At 71.2% G+C, this 13833-nt stretch carries 10 protein-coding genes; 3 read left to right on the top strand and 7 right to left on the bottom strand.

Going from position 1 to position 13833, the window contains the following annotated elements:
* Positions 1-55 precede the first annotated feature (55 nt).
* The 3 genes from ACIBTU_RS07655 to ACIBTU_RS07645 form a co-directional block, all read right to left on the bottom strand.
* The gene (locus ACIBTU_RS07655; protein WP_399125030.1) at positions 56-1018 is read right to left on the bottom strand and encodes a carbohydrate ABC transporter permease; all 963 of its coding nucleotides are present in this window, start codon (positions 1016-1018) and stop codon (positions 56-58) included.
* Positions 1019-1022: 4 nt separating this feature from the next.
* Positions 1023-1949 carry a carbohydrate ABC transporter permease gene (locus tag ACIBTU_RS07650; RefSeq protein WP_399125029.1) on the bottom strand — a complete coding sequence of 309 codons (927 nt, stop codon included), beginning with the start codon at positions 1947-1949 and terminating at the stop codon, positions 1023-1025.
* Positions 1950-2272: 323 nt separating this feature from the next.
* A complete protein-coding gene (locus tag ACIBTU_RS07645; protein WP_399125373.1) occupies positions 2273-3256 on the bottom strand; it encodes a LacI family DNA-binding transcriptional regulator in 984 nt (327 codons plus the stop codon).
* A 298-nt stretch (positions 3257-3554) separates the two neighbouring features.
* Between ACIBTU_RS07645 and ACIBTU_RS07640 the strand changes: the two genes are divergently transcribed.
* Positions 3555-4991 carry an RICIN domain-containing protein gene (locus tag ACIBTU_RS07640; protein WP_399125028.1) on the top strand — a complete coding sequence of 479 codons (1437 nt, stop codon included), beginning with the start codon at positions 3555-3557 and terminating at the stop codon, positions 4989-4991.
* 67 nt (positions 4992-5058) lie between these two features.
* Here the strand turns inward: ACIBTU_RS07640 and ACIBTU_RS07635 are convergent, their stop codons facing one another.
* Positions 5059-6810, bottom strand: coding sequence for a beta-galactosidase family protein (locus tag ACIBTU_RS07635; protein WP_399125027.1), 1752 nt, complete (start codon positions 6808-6810; stop codon positions 5059-5061).
* A gap of 213 nt (positions 6811-7023) precedes the next feature.
* On the opposite strand from ACIBTU_RS07635, the gene ACIBTU_RS07630 reads away from it, so the two are divergent.
* The gene (locus ACIBTU_RS07630) at positions 7024-8139 is read left to right on the top strand and encodes a diaminopropionate ammonia-lyase (protein ID WP_399125372.1); all 1116 of its coding nucleotides are present in this window, start codon (positions 7024-7026) and stop codon (positions 8137-8139) included.
* Positions 8140-8216: 77 nt separating this feature from the next.
* Here the strand turns inward: ACIBTU_RS07630 and ACIBTU_RS07625 are convergent, their stop codons facing one another.
* Both ACIBTU_RS07625 and ACIBTU_RS07620 read right to left on the bottom strand, forming a co-directional pair.
* A complete protein-coding gene (locus ACIBTU_RS07625; RefSeq protein WP_399125026.1) occupies positions 8217-9593 on the bottom strand; it encodes a pyridoxal phosphate-dependent decarboxylase family protein in 1377 nt (458 codons plus the stop codon).
* Positions 9594-9701: 108 nt separating this feature from the next.
* Positions 9702-10535 carry a FadR/GntR family transcriptional regulator gene (locus ACIBTU_RS07620; RefSeq protein WP_399125024.1) on the bottom strand — a complete coding sequence of 278 codons (834 nt, stop codon included), beginning with the start codon at positions 10533-10535 and terminating at the stop codon, positions 9702-9704.
* Between the two features lie 157 nt (positions 10536-10692).
* On the opposite strand from ACIBTU_RS07620, the gene ACIBTU_RS07615 reads away from it, so the two are divergent.
* The gene (locus tag ACIBTU_RS07615; RefSeq protein WP_399125023.1) at positions 10693-12123 is read left to right on the top strand and encodes an MFS transporter; all 1431 of its coding nucleotides are present in this window, start codon (positions 10693-10695) and stop codon (positions 12121-12123) included.
* A gap of 312 nt (positions 12124-12435) precedes the next feature.
* Here the strand turns inward: ACIBTU_RS07615 and ACIBTU_RS07610 are convergent, their stop codons facing one another.
* The gene (locus tag ACIBTU_RS07610; protein ID WP_399125021.1) at positions 12436-13716 is read right to left on the bottom strand and encodes a YhgE/Pip domain-containing protein; all 1281 of its coding nucleotides are present in this window, start codon (positions 13714-13716) and stop codon (positions 12436-12438) included.
* Positions 13717-13833: the final 117 nt, after the last annotated feature.

Raw genomic sequence — 13833 nt, 5'->3', positions numbered from 1 at the left:
GGTCGGTGGAACGGGTGAGAAGGGCAGAAGGGAGGCAAGCAGGCAGCAGGGAGGGCTACTCCTTGACGCTGCCCGCGGCCAGGCCGGACCTCCAGTACCGCTGCAGCAGCAGGAAGACGGCCACGATGGGCACGATCGTCAGCAGGGAGCCGGTGATGATGAGGTCGAACACGGGCTCGCCGCCGGCGGTCTGGGCCTGGGCGTTCCAGGCGTTGAGGCCGAGGGTGAGCGGGTACCAGTCCGGGTCCTTGATCATGATCAGCGGCAGGAAGTAGTTGTTCCAGGTCGCGACCATGGAGAACAGCAGCACGGTCACCGTGCCCGGCATCAGCAGGGGCAGCGCGATCCGGAAGAAGGTGCGCAGCTCGCCGGAGCCGTCGATGCGGGCGGCCTCCAGGAGTTCCGTGGGGACGGCCTCGGCGGCGAAGACCCACATCAGGTAGAGGCCGAAGGGCGAGATCAGGGACGGGATGATGACGGCCCACGGGGTGTCGGTCAGGCCCATCTTGCTGAACATGAGGAAGGTGGGCACGGCCAGGGCGGTGCCGGGCACGGCGACGGCTCCGATGACGACCGCGAAGACGGCCTTGCGTCCGGGGAACTGGTACTTGGCGAGGGCGTAGCCGCCGAGGACGGCGAGGATCGTGGCGCCGCCCGCGCCGACGACCACGTACAGCAGGGTGTTGAGGAGCCAGCGGACGAAGGCGCCGTCGTCGTAGGTGAGGGTGCGGGTGATGTTGTCCCAGAGGTCGAAGTCGTCGGCGAACCAGAGGCCGAAGGAGTCGAGGAGCCCTTTCTGGTTCTTGGTGGCGTTGACGAACAGCCAGGCCAGGGGCAGCAGGGTGTAGACGAGGACCAAGCCGGTGACCAGGGTCAGCGGGATGCTGGGGCGCGGGTGGAGCGGGGAGTGCGGGGGTCGCCTGCGGCGCCTGGTCGCCGCGGAGCGCACGGGCGTCTGCTCGGTGGTGTCGGGCCGGGCGGGATCGGCGGCCGCCGGGGTGTTGAGGGAGACGGTCATCGGCTCAGCCCTTCCGCATGCCGCGCAGCTGGACCGCGTAGGCGATGACCGCCGTGACGGCCCCCATCACGATCGCCACGGTGGCCGCGTAGTTGTGCTGCCGGCCGGAGAAGGACAGCGAGTAGGTGTAGAGGTTCGGGGTGAAGTAGCTGGTGATGGCGTTGGGAGCGAGCTTCTGCAGGATGCTCGGCTCGTTGAAGAGCTGGAAGCTTCCGATGATCGAGAAGATCGTGGAGATGACGAGGGCGCCGCGGATCGCGGGCAGCTTCACCGAGCGCACGACCCGCCACTCCCCCGCGCCGTCGATCGCCGCGGCCTCGTAGAGCGAGCGGGGCACCACCTTGAGCGCCGAGTAGAAGATCAGCATGTTGTAGCCGACGAACTCCCAGGTGACGACGTTGCCGATGGAGGCGAGGACGAGGGACGGCGAGAGGGGGTCGGGCAGCGTGATCCCGAAGGCGTCGTTCACGTTGCCGACGAGGCCGAAGCGGGTGCCGTACATGAAGCCCCAGATGAGGCTGGCGACGACGGCGGGCACGGCGTACGGCAGGAAGACCGAGACCCGGAAGAAGGTCTTGCCGTAGAGCCGGCCGCTGTCGAGGGCCAGGGCGACGAAGAGCGCGATGCCGAGCATCACCGGCACCTGGACGAGGAGGAAGAGCCCGACCCGGGCGAGACCCTCCCAGAAGCGGGCGTCGGCGAACGCCTCGGTGTAGTTGTCGAGGCCGACGAAGGACGTGCCGCCGACGAGCCGGTCCCGGAAGAGACTCAGGTAGAGGGCGTATCCGATCGGCGCGAGGAACACCAGGGCGAAGACCGCGACGAACGGGCCGGCGAACCCCCACCCCACCAGAGCCTCTTTGCGCAGCGGGAAACGGGTTCGGCGGCGGGGCGGCGGGGCCGCCTTCGCCGACGTCGACAGGAGCGTCATGGTGGTTCCTTGCGTCGGTGACCGACCGGTCGGGAACTGGAGGAAGAAGGCAGAGGCTTCGGGGCGAACTGCCCGGAGGCCGGGAGGAATCCGCGCCGACGAGTCATGTTCACGTTGCCATGTTTACGTAATCATCGGCGGGCTCGATGGTTGCACCACCGCCGGAGAGGCGTCAAGCACAAGGGGGCGTCGAACGCGGGGAATTCGGCGCACGCGGGGGCCGTCGAGGGGCACCGCGGGGGAATGTCACGGCCGCGCGGCGGCGCCGGGCACGGCCGACGAAGGGCAGATCGGCGCCGACACCGCAGGGCGGCGGCGACGCGTCAGGCGGGCAGAGCCGCCGTGCTGGCCCGCACCACGAGGGTGGGCTCCACGGCGAGGCGCCGCGGTCCGTTGCCCCGGCGTTCGATCTGCTCGAGGAGCAGGGTCACGCAGTGGCGGCCCACCACGTCGAAGTCCTGGTGCACCGAGGTCAGCGGCGGCTCGAAGAAGCGGGCTTCGGGGACGTCGTCGAACCCTGCCACGCTGATCTCGCCCGGCACGGACCGCCCGGCCTCGTGCAGGGCGCGCAGGACACCCAGCGCCATCTGGTCGTTCGCGGCGAAGACCGCCGTGGCGTCGGGGGTCTGGGCCAGGGTCCGCCCGGCCAGGTATCCCGATTCCGGGGTCCAGTCTCCGTACAGGGCCGGGGGCACCGGGGCGCCCGCGGCGACGAGCGTCCGCTCCCAGGCCTCGGCGCGGCGCCGGGCGGCGAAGGAGTCGCGGGGGCCGCTGACATGGTGGACGGTGCGATGCCCGAGCTCCAGCAGGTGGCTGACGACGGTCCGCGCGCCGCCGGCCTGGTCGAAGTCGACATTGGGGTACTCGTGCCCGGTCGCGCCGTCGGCGACGACCACCGGCATCGTGGGCGGCAGATGCAGCGACGGGGTGTCGAGCATCTGCGACTCGATCAGCACGATGCCGTCCACGGACTGCAGCATCAGGTGCTGGAACGCCTGCCGGACGGCCGCCTCGGTCTGTGCGCGCACGCCCATGAAGTTGACCGAGAATCCCGCCTCGCGCGCCGCGTCCGCGATGGCGCCGAGCGTCCGGGCATTGCCGTGCGCGCCCACGTCGAAGCTGACCACGCCGATCGCGCCGAACTTGCCGGTGACCAGGGCGCGCGCGGCCGCGTTGGGGCGATAGCCGAGCTCCCGCATGGAGGCCAGGACCTTCGCGCGGGTCGTCTCGTCGACGTTGTCGTGGTTGTTGGCCACGCGCGAGACCGTCTGCGAGGACACGCCGGCGTGCGCCGCGACCTCCGCCATGGAGGGCCACTTGCGGGGCGGCCGCGAGCGGGGCGTCCTGGTCACCTTGTCCGCCACCTTCGACCGTTCCTTCCCCGGGGTCTTCGAGGGCGCGCGCCTGTCGCGCCTCACCGCATGTTGACGCAACCACGGAGCGGGGTCAAAAAGCCCGCCCGACGCCACCCGGCTTCTTGACAGGGTCCCACACCCCTCCCACACTTCCGGCTACGGGATGTTTACGAAAACATTTCGCGATCATGAAACTCGTACGACCACACCACGCACCTCTCCTCCTCTCCCCCACGCGAGGTATCGCGCCATGCGACGCATGATCTCCGGGACGGCCGCATTCGTCTGCGCCTTCCTTCTGTCCCTGGTCACGGCAGTGGGCACCGCCCACGCCGCCCCCGTGACCCTCACCAACGGCACGCAGTTCACCGATCCGGCCGGCGATCCGGTGCACGCCCACGGCGGCGGCGTCATCAAGGTCGGCGCGTACTACTACTGGTTCGGCGAGGACCGGAACAGCGACAACACCTTCCGGTACGTGTCCGCCTACCGCTCCACCGACCTGAAGACCTGGGAGTTCCGCAACCACGTCCTGACCGAGGCCTCCGCCCCCGAGCTGGACTCGGCCAACATCGAGCGTCCCAAGGTCATCTACAACAGCACCACCCGGCAGTTCGTCATGTGGATGCACAAGGAGAACGGCTCCGACTACGGCGAGGCGCGTGCCGCGGTCTCGGTGTCCGCCACGGTGGACGGCGACTACACCTGGCGCGGCAGCTTCCGCCCGCTGGGCCACATGTCCCGGGACATCACGACCTTCGTCGACACCGACGGCGCCGGCTACATGGTCTCGGCCGCCAACGAGAACCGGGACCTGCACGTCTACCGGCTGACCGCGGACTACACCGGCGTGGAGTCGCAGGTCCAGAAGCTGTGGGCGGGCTGGTCCCGGGAGGCGCCCGCCCTGTTCAAGCGGGACGGCGTCTACTTCCTGCTGACCTCCGGCGCCACCGGCTGGGCCCCGAACCAGCAGAAGTACGCCACCGCCACCAGCGTCACGGGCAGTTGGAGTGACCTGAAGGACGTCGGGGACGGGACAGCCTTCCGCAGTCAGACCGCCTACGTCCTCCCGGTCCAGGGCACCGACGGCACCGACTATCTCTACATGGGTGACCGCTGGGGCAACTCCATGGGCGGCACGGTCAACGACTCCCAGTACGTGTGGCTGCCGCTGAAGTTCCCCACCAGCACGACCATGACCATGGACTACTCGCCCCAGATCACCGTCGACACCGCGGCGGGGACCGTCAGCGGGATGGCCGGCCCCTGGGAGACGCTGACCGCCCGCAACAGCGGCAAGTGCGCGGACGTGGCGAACTTCGACCCGTCCGACGGGGTGGGGCTGGTCCAGTGGGGCTGCGGCAGCGGTGTGAACCAGCACTTCTGGTTCAAGGACCTGGGCTCCGGCTACGCCCAGATCATGGCCCGGCACAGCGGAAAGTGTCTCGCCGTCGCCGAGGCCTCGACGGCGGACGGCGCGTACGCCGTGCAGAACACCTGCGATGGCTCGCCCGCCCAGCAGTGGAAGGCCGAGCCGACGGATGTCCCCGGACAGGTACGGCTCGTCGCCCGGCACAGCGGCAAGTGCCTGGATGTCGTGAACCAGTCGACGGCCGACGGCACCGCGCTCGAGCAGTGGACCTGCAACGCGGGCGACAACCAGAAGTGGGCCCGTTCGGCGGCCTGACCACTCCCCCATGCCAGGTGTGGCTCCCGGCTCGACGGCCGGGAGGCACACCTGGCTCCGACGTCGGCTACTCCTCGGTGGGCCCGAGATCGGCCGTCGCACGGAACCGGACCGTGCGCGCCCGGTGGGCGGAGTGCAGCTCCAGCACGACCAGTTCGTTGGCGCCGCCGCGCAGCACCGGTGCGGGCACGTAGAGCGAGCGCTGCGGGCCGCGCGACCAGTAGCGGCCGAGCGGGAAGCCGTTGATCCAGGCGTTTCCCTTGGTCCAGCCGTCGAGGTGCAGGAACGTGTCGGCCGGGTCGGCCACGTCGAAGACGGCGCGGTGGAAGGCCGGTCCGACGGGCGTACGGACGCCGGGCGCGAAGGGGAGGGTGTCGAGGCGGGTGAGCGGGAGCGGCCGGCTGGTCCATCCCGCGGGTTCGGCGCCGTCGAGGAGGACCTTGCCCAGCAGGCCCTTGCGGTCGTGGATGCCCTCCCCGTAGTTGACCCGGCCCTGGTTCTCGACGAGGACGGTGAGCGTGGCCCCGGCTCTGGGCACGGTGAACGCGAGGGTGTGCTCGTGGTTCTCCCGTTCCAGGACGCCGACCGGCTGCCCGTCCACGAAGACCTGTGCGCGGTCGCGGACCTGCTCGATCTCCAGGAGCGCGGGGCCGGTCCGCGGCAACTCCGTCTCGTACAGGACGAAGCCGAAGTCCTGCTCCAGTTCCTCCATGGTGAGGGGCCGGCGTGCCTCGGTCGCGGGCCCGAGCGTCGCGGCGTTCGCGAGCAGTTGGGCGCACTCGGTCAGCTCCACGGTGCGCGGGGCGAGTTTGCGTCCGGGTGACGGGAGGGGCGCGTCCGGGACCGGGGCGTACTTGGCGATCACGTCGCGGAAGGCCGCGTACTTGGCGGTGGGGTCGCCCGCTTCGTCGAGCGGTGCGTCGTAGTCGTAGGAGGTGACGGTCGGCCGGTACGTGTGCTTGTCGTTGGCTCCGTTGGTGAAACCGAAGTTGGTGCCGCCGTGGAACATGTAGAAGTTCACCGAGGCGCCGGTGGCGAGGAGTTCGTCGAGTTCGCGCGCCGCCTCGTCGGGATCCCGGACGGTGTGCTGGGCGCCCCAGCGGTCGAACCAGCCGATCCAGAACTCGCTGGTCATCAACGGCCCGTCGGGGCGCTGCGCCCGGAGTTCCGCGAGATGGCGGGCCGAGCGGCTGCCGAAGTTGGCCGTGGCGAGGACGCCGGGCAGGGCGCCGCGCTCCAGGTCGGCGGGCTGGTCGCAGGTGAACAGGGGGACGTCGACTCCGTGGCGGCGCAGCAGTCCGGCGAGGTCCTCCAGGTAGGCGGTGTCGTCCCCGTAGGCCCCGTACTCGTTCTCCACCTGTACGGCCAGGATCGGTCCGCCCTGGCCGGCCAGGTGGGGCCGGAGCGGGGTGATGAGCCGCTCGAGGTAGTCGTCGACGGCGGCGAGGAAGCGGGGGTCGCGGGAGCGCAGACGCAGGTCCGGCTCGGTGAGCAGCCAGGACGGGAGGCCGCCGCCCTCCCATTCGGCGCAGATGTAGGGGCCGGGCCGCAGGAGCACGTACAGGCCCTCGGCGGCGGCGAGTTCGAGGAAGCGGGGCAGGTCGAGGCCGCCGTCGAGCAGGAACCGGTCGGGGCGCGGCTGGTGGAGGTTCCAGGGCACGTACGTCTCGACGGTGTTGAGGCCCATCAGCCGGGCCTTGCGCAGCCGGTCGGCCCACTGCTCGGGGTGGACCCGGAAGTAGTGCAGGCCTCCGGACAGGAGCCGGAACGGTGCGCCGTCGAGGGTGAAGCCGCCCTGGTCGATCTGGAGTTGAGGCATGTGCGGGTGCTCCTGTGCTGGGGGTGGTGTGCGGTGCGGTGCCGATCGGTGCGGTGCTGCTCGGTGCTGTGTCGTGAGGGCAGGCAGAGCCGGGTGTCAGTATGTTTGCGTAAACATAGGCGGGTGACAAGCCTTCGCCTCGAACACCGCCTCGCCGTGGGCGACGAGGACCTCGACTGGACCGATCGTGACGACGCGGCGGAACCTGGGGGCATGACGGACAGCTCCCCCTCTCCCCGTGCCCTGCCGTGGTTCGCCCGGTCCGGTGCCCGCACCTGGCGGTGCGCCCCCGCGCCCGCCGAGACCCGGGCCTTTCACCGCACCCTGGCCGCGTACGCACCGACCCCGATGCCGGAATTCCCCTCGCTGGCACATGAGTTGAGGGTCGGGCGGGTCTTCATCAAGGACGAGTCGGACCGTCTGGGGCTGCCCGCGTTCAAGGCACTGGGGGCGTCCTGGGCCGTCCATCGCGCCCTCGAGGAGCGGGCGGCGAACGGTGAGGGGCGCGGTCCGGTGACCTTGGTGACCGCGACGGACGGCAACCACGGCCGCGCGGTGGCCCGTACGGCACGCGTGCTCGGGCAGTACGCCCATGTGTTCGTGCCGCAGGGCGTGCATCCCGGGGCCGTGGCCGCGATCGTCGCCGAGGGGGCGAAGGTGACAGAGGTCGCCGGGGACTACGACGAAGCCGTCCGGCTGGCGGCCGTGGCGGCCGAAGGTCCGGACGCCATCCTGGTCCAGGACACCGCGTGGCCCGGTTACGAGCGGATCCCGGGCTGGATCGTCGAGGGGTACTCGACCCTCTGCGCCGAGGTGGACGAGCAGTTGGCGGCGGCAGGGGCGGGTGAGGGCCCCGGCCTCGTCGTCGTCCCCGTCGGCGTGGGTTCGCTGGCCCAGGCCGTGGTCACCCACTACCGCAGCCGCCCGGAGGGGCGCGCCCCGGCGCTGCTGTCCGTGGAGCCCGAGGCCGCGGCCTGCGTGCTGGAGAGCCTCGGGCGCGGTGGGCTCGTCAGCGTCTCCACCGGTGACACCACGATGGCCGGGCTGAACTGCGGCACCCCGTCCAGCATCGCCTGGCCCTGTCTCCAGGGCGGGCTGGACGCCGCGGTCGCCGTCACGGACGCCGACAGCGCCCGCGCGGCCGCCGACCTCGCCGGCCTCGGCCTCTCCTCGGGCCCCTGCGGGGCCGCGCCGCTCGCCGGAGTCCGGGCAGCGCTCACCGGCGAAGGGGCCGAGGAGCGCCGGGCGGCCCTGGGACTCGGCCCGGACTCGGTCGTCGTCCTGCTGAGCACCGAGGGTGCGGCGGCCAACCCGTACGCGGGCGCCTGACGTCAGCCGTCTCGTGGGAACCTGACGAGCGCGTCGCCCCCGCGCTCACCTCCCCTCCGCTCGGCTCCGATGGGCCGTCAGGCCTCCTGGGTGAGGGACACGATGATCGACCGGACCGTCTCCTCGGTGATTCCCGGGTGGAGGAACGCCAGCCGGGCGACGGTCTCGCCCTCCCAGACGCTGGGGGTGATGAACGCGAGGCCGGAGGCGAGGAGGCGCTTGGACCACGCGTAGTAGTCCTCGGGCTGCCAGCCGGTACGGCGGATCAGGACGACCGTCAGCTCGGGCTCGCGGAGCAGTTCGAGGCCCTCGGTCTCCTCGGCGAGGCGGGCGGTGTACCGCGCGATCTCGGCGCCCCGGGCCACGGCGTCCCGGTAGGCGTCGGTGCCGTGGACGGCGAGCGAGAACCACAGGGGCAGGCCGCGCGGACGCCGGGTCAGGTGGTAGGCGTAGTCGCTGGGGTTCCAGTCCTCGTCGTGGCCGTCTCCGTCCGCGCCGTGGATCGCGTCGAGGTAGGACGCGTCCTGGGTGTGCACGGCCCGGGCGAGGCGCGGGTCCCGGTAGAGGAGGGCCCCGCAGTCGAACGGCGCGAACATCCACTTGTGCGGGTCGACCACGAGCGAGTCGGCGTGCTCGATGCCGCGCAGGCGCGTGCGGAGTTCCGGTACGAACAGGGCGGCTCCGCCGTAGGCGGCGTCTATGTGCAGCCACAGGTCGCGGGCCCGGGCCTGCTCGGCCACGCCGTCGAGGTCGTCGATGATGCCCGCGTTGGTGGTGCCGGCGGTGGCGACGACGGCCACCACAGGGGCGCCGCCGTCGGTCGACGCCGCGTCGAGGGCGGCGGCGAGGGCCGTGACGGTGAGCCGGTGGTCCGAGGTGGGGACGACGAGCGGTTCGACGCCGATGATGCGCAGGGTGTTGCCGACGGAGGAATGGACCTGGTCGCTCACGGCGATCCGCACGGGGTCCGCCGCGGCCAGGCCGAGCCGGTGCCGGCCGGTGTCGCGGGCCACGACCAGGGCGGAGAGATTGCCCGCCGAACCACCGCTGACGAAGCATCCGCCCGCGCCCTGCGGCATTCCGGCCAGATCGGCGAAGAGGCGCAGCACCTGGTTCTCGGCGGCGACCGCTCCCGAGGCCTCCAGCCAGGACACGCCGTGCAGCGAGGAGGCCGAGAGGACCATGTCGAACAGCGCGGCGGCCTTCGTCGGAGCGCCGGGGATGAACGCGAGGAAGGCGGGGTGGTCGCAGGAGACCACCGTCGGCTCCAGCTCCTCCTTGTAGGTCCGCAGCACGTCGGCCGGGCGGCGGGGCTCCGTGCCGATGGCGTCCTTGAGCGCCAGGGCGAGTTCCTCGCGCTCGCCCAGCCGGCCCAGCGGCGGCGGGTCCAGGCGGAGCCGGTCGAGAAGATGGCCCATGACCTGCTGGGTGAGGTCTTCGTCGTAAGCGTGCACCGAGGGCTCCTGTCGGAACGAGCGACTAATTGGATCCGCATCGGATCCAATTCGGACCTTAGGCCGCCGCCCGAGCGCTCGTCAACCACGAGCCAGTAGGGGGTCCGGTCAGTCGGAGGACGTGGCGAACTGGTCCAGGAGCACCAGGAACTGCCGGTGCGACTCCTTGAGGTGCTCCCGCATCCGGCGCTCGGCCGTGTCCCCGTCCCCCGAGAGCACGGCCAGCGCGATGGCCTCGTGCTCCTCGCGGAACGCCCGCCCGAAGTCCTGGCCGGTCGGGTAGACCGGCGTCCAGTCGGAGCCCAGCCAGAGCGCGTTGCCGGCCACGAACATCTCGGTGCGGGCGCGCGTCACGGCTTCCGCGAGCACCTCGTTGCCGCCGGCCTCGGCGACGCCGAGATGGAAGCGGGTGTCCACGCGGTGGTACTCGCCGAGGTCGGCGACCTTCGCGTCCAGCATCTCGACGAGCCCGCGCCGGCCCGCCGCCGCACCGCGCTCGGCGGCGAGCCGGGCCGCGAACGGCTCGATGGCCTGGCGGTACTCCATGTAGTCGCGCAGGGAGGCGCGGATGCCCGCGGCGATCGCCGCCCTGTTGTCACGGCCGCTCCGGGGCGCCGGTGCGACCCGGGTGCCGCCGGAGCGGCCCAGGGTCGTGACGACGAGCCCCTCCTCGGCCAGTTCCCGTACGGCCTGACGGACCGTGTTGCGGCCGACCCCGAACACCTCGGCGAGCTCGCGCTCGGTCGGCAGCTTGTCCCCCGGACCGAATCCGCCGAGGGCGATCCGCTGGCGCAGCGCCTCGGCGACGACCGCGTACGACGGCGCCTGCCGGGGGCCGGCACCGTTCGGCGCCGGCTCACCCCCCTTGGCCTTGCCGTCACCCTTCCCGTCGCCCTTGACCTTGCCCGCGCCGTCGCCCCGGCTCGCGCCCGTCCCACCCATGGCCTGCCCCTCACGCCTGGATTCCGTTCCTGCCCGTCCGACCAGTCTATTGGGATCGCTCCGAACCCTATTGACAGGCCGCGCGGGCGGACCTAGCGTCGCCCCATCGATTTTGGGTCCACCCCGAACCCAATCGATGTCCCCCAAGGAGCCACGTATGAGCCAGTCCACGGGCACCGCAGCCCCCGCCGCCGGGGCGCCACGCCGCTCCGGGCCCTGGAAGATCGCCACCGCGGCGATGATCGGCACCTCCGTCGAGTGGTACGACTTCGGCATCTACGCCACCGCCGCCGCACTGGTGTTCCCCGAGCTCTTCTTCCCCGAGATGAGCCGCGCGCTGGGCACCGTGATGTCCTTCGCGACCCTGTTCGTCGGCGCCCTCGGCCGACCGCTGGGGGCCATCCTCTTCGGCCACATCGGTGACCGGCACGGCCGCAAGAAGGCGCTGATCTGGTCGATGACCCTGATGGGCGCCGCCACCGTCTGCATCGGCCTGCTGCCCACGTACCACCAGGTCGGCATCCTCGCGCCGCTGCTCCTCGTCCTGATCCGCATGATCCAGTCCCTGGCCGTGGGCGGCGAGTGGGGCGGGGCCGTTCTGTTCGCGGTCGAGCACGCGCCGCCCCGCCGCAAGGCGTTCTTCGGTTCGTTCCCGCAGGTCGGCGACGGTGTCGGCTACTTCCTGTCGACCGGCGTCTTCGCTCTGGTCGCACTGTTCGGGCACAACGCGCTGGCGGACTGGGCATGGCGCGTCCCGTTCCTGCTGTCCGCAGTACTCGTCGCCGTCGGCCTGGTCATCCGCCGCTCGATGGACGAGTCACCCGAGTTCGAGGCCGCCCGGCGGGCCGAGGAGGCCGCGGGCCCGGCGGCCGGGAGCAAGGAGTCCGCCCCCGTGATCGGCGTGCTGCGGCACGCCTGGAAGACGTGGCTACTGGCCACCGGCGCGTTCCTGATCACCGTCGGCGGCTACTACATCGTCGTCACGTTCATGTCGACCTACGCCGTCACGGAGCTGGGCTTCACCGACGCCCAGGCTGCGGCCGCCGGGACCGCGGCCTCCGTCGTCGTCATCGTGTGCACCCCGCTGAGCGCGCTGTTCGCCGACCGCTACGGCCTGCGCCGGGTCACGCTCATCGGCGTCCTGCTGCACCTGGTCGCGGCCTTCCCGATGTTCTGGCTCGCCGACACCCGCTCGGTCGCCGGTCTGTGGCTCGCCATGTGCCTGCCCATGCTGGCCAGCACGATCGCGTACGCCTCGCTCGGCACACTCGCCTCGGGCTGGTTCGCGCCGCGCGTCCGCTACACGGGCCTGTCGATGAGCTTCCAGACCGCGGGTCTGCTCGGCACGCTCGCGCCCGCGGCCACGACCTGGCTGTACTCCTCCTTCGGCAACTCCTGGGTGCCCGTCGCGGTCGCCTTCGCCGCCATGGCGGTGGTCAGCGCCGTGTGTCTGATGGCGTGCCGGCCGGCGGCGAACGCGGGAGAGTCCCTCGACGCACCGGAGGCGGCCGATTCGGACGCGGTCTCCGGCGTTTCCGGCGGTGCGGGTGATGCCACGGACGCCGTCGACGCCACGCGGGCCGGCTGACCGGCGCGGGAGACCATGAGCGTGCCGCTGCTCGCCCTGCCCGGCGAGCGGCACTCCGGCACCCGGTCCACCGCCGGCCCGTCGCAGACACATCTGTCGGCGCCGCGGCCGGTGGTGGCCGTGCCAGCCGGACCCTGTGTCGAGCCAGGAGATCAGGTCCGTGACGGCCTCGTCGCGACGGGTCTCGTTGAACAGGGCGTGCCGCGCACCCTTGTAGGACCGGTGGGCCGCCTCGGCCAGGCCCGCCGCACGGCAGCGCTCCACCGCGAGGTCGCCCAGCGTCAGGCCCTGGTCGCGGCCCGTCGAGCGTGGTCAGGTGACATGAGACGCCATGCGGTGCAGGCCCTTTCGGTCGTAGTACCGCGTCATGAGGAATCCGAAGGCGAGGGCCGCTGCGATGCCGATCGCGATCATGATCCAGCCACGCGCGAGTCCCGCGTCCGCGCGGGCGTCGAAGTACAGAATCGCCCGGACCCCGCCGGAGAGTTGACGCATCGGCTCGAAGAGGGCCAGGAAGCGGTAGAAGCCCGGCACGGCCTGCAGCGGGATCGTGGCGCCCGAGGACGGGAGGGCCAGAGCGATGAAGACGAACATGGACACGATCTGGCCGATGCCCCCGAACGCCGCGTTGATCGCCTGCACGCCGAGCCCCACGCCGAGACAGGCAAAGTACGAGAAGAGAGCCAGCATGGGCAGGTGCGGAGCGTCCATGCCCAGGATGGGGATGCACGCCACCATGACCAGCGCCACGGTCAGTACGGACAACCCTGCCGTCATGATCATTTTGAGGAGCAGGGTCTGCGTGCGGTTGATCGGGACCGTGGGGTGGCGCCGGTGCCAGGGGCCGATCTCGACATCGGCGTAGCCGAGTGCGGTGTCGATGCTGTTGTGGACGATGTTGGCGCCCAGGAATCCGGCGAGGACGAGAAGCAGCACGTAGTAGAAGGCGCTCAGTCCCAAGCCGCTGTGGCGGCCGATGGGGTGCCCCTGTTTCGTGTTCACGGCAATGGGGTCGGACAGCAGCATGCGGGCCGTGGGGTCCTTCTCGGCGAGCTGCGGGGAGGAGACGAGCTGTTTGCCGATGCCCAGGGAGGCGCTGTGGGCCGCCTGTTGGGTGATCTTGGCTGCCATCGAGGAACCGAGGCTGCCCGTGCCCGGGTTGGTGAGCACGGTCAGCGTCGGCCGGGTCGCACGGGGTCCGCCCAGAGATGTCACGGCGTCGGTGAAGTCGCGCGGGACGACGAGAGCTCCGTAGACCTTTCCCGAGGCGAGTTGGTCCTGGGCTTCGTCGATGCCGAGCCGGCGCCACTGGACGTCACCGGGTGGCGTGCCGGCGACGATCCGGGTGCTGATCTGTGCACCCAGATTCTGTTGCGCTCCGGGCAGGGGCCGGCCGGAGTCCTGATCGACGAGGGCGATGGGCAGCCGGTGCAGGCTGCTTTCGGGGGTGAGGATGCCTCCCATGTAGAGCAGCGAGAGGACGAGGGCGACCAACCCGCTCAGCACGCCTGGAGCGATCCACAGCTTGCTCTGGAGCAGTAGGGAGCCGGGCTTCGCCCCGGCCTCCGAGGGCTGGGCGTTGTCGGAGGGCATGGGACTCCATCAGCGGTCGCGGTTGCTGGTGCGTACGGCAGTGGGAGCGTAGGCGTCGACGCGGCCGGGCCCGACCCGCGACACCAGCCGCGTCGCGGTAGCCGCCCGAACGTGTCA

This window comes from Streptomyces sp. NPDC050145 (assembly GCF_044460245.1).
Taxonomy (GTDB): Bacteria; Actinomycetota; Actinomycetes; order Streptomycetales; family Streptomycetaceae; genus Streptomyces.
The sequence above is the reverse complement of the archived record's forward strand: the minus strand, read 5'-3'. Positions and strand labels throughout refer to the sequence as shown.

Excerpts from the sequence above, each read along its gene's own strand:
- ACIBTU_RS07615 (WP_399125023.1), top strand. The coding sequence starts at position 10,693 with ATGAGCCAGTCCACGGGCACCGCAGCCCCCGCCGCCGGGGCGCCACGC.
- ACIBTU_RS07635 (WP_399125027.1), bottom strand. The coding sequence starts at position 6,810 with ATGCCTCAACTCCAGATCGACCAGGGCGGCTTCACCCTCGACGGCGCA.
- ACIBTU_RS07630 (WP_399125372.1), top strand. The coding sequence starts at position 7,024 with ATGACGGACAGCTCCCCCTCTCCCCGTGCCCTGCCGTGGTTCGCCCGG.
- ACIBTU_RS07610 (WP_399125021.1), bottom strand. The coding sequence starts at position 13,716 with ATGCCCTCCGACAACGCCCAGCCCTCGGAGGCCGGGGCGAAGCCCGGC.
- ACIBTU_RS07650 (WP_399125029.1), bottom strand. The coding sequence starts at position 1,949 with ATGACGCTCCTGTCGACGTCGGCGAAGGCGGCCCCGCCGCCCCGCCGC.
- ACIBTU_RS07620 (WP_399125024.1), bottom strand. The coding sequence starts at position 10,535 with ATGGGTGGGACGGGCGCGAGCCGGGGCGACGGCGCGGGCAAGGTCAAG.
- ACIBTU_RS07655 (WP_399125030.1), bottom strand. The coding sequence starts at position 1,018 with ATGACCGTCTCCCTCAACACCCCGGCGGCCGCCGATCCCGCCCGGCCC.
- ACIBTU_RS07645 (WP_399125373.1), bottom strand. The coding sequence starts at position 3,256 with ATGGCGGAGGTCGCGGCGCACGCCGGCGTGTCCTCGCAGACGGTCTCG.
- ACIBTU_RS07640 (WP_399125028.1), top strand. The coding sequence starts at position 3,555 with ATGCGACGCATGATCTCCGGGACGGCCGCATTCGTCTGCGCCTTCCTT.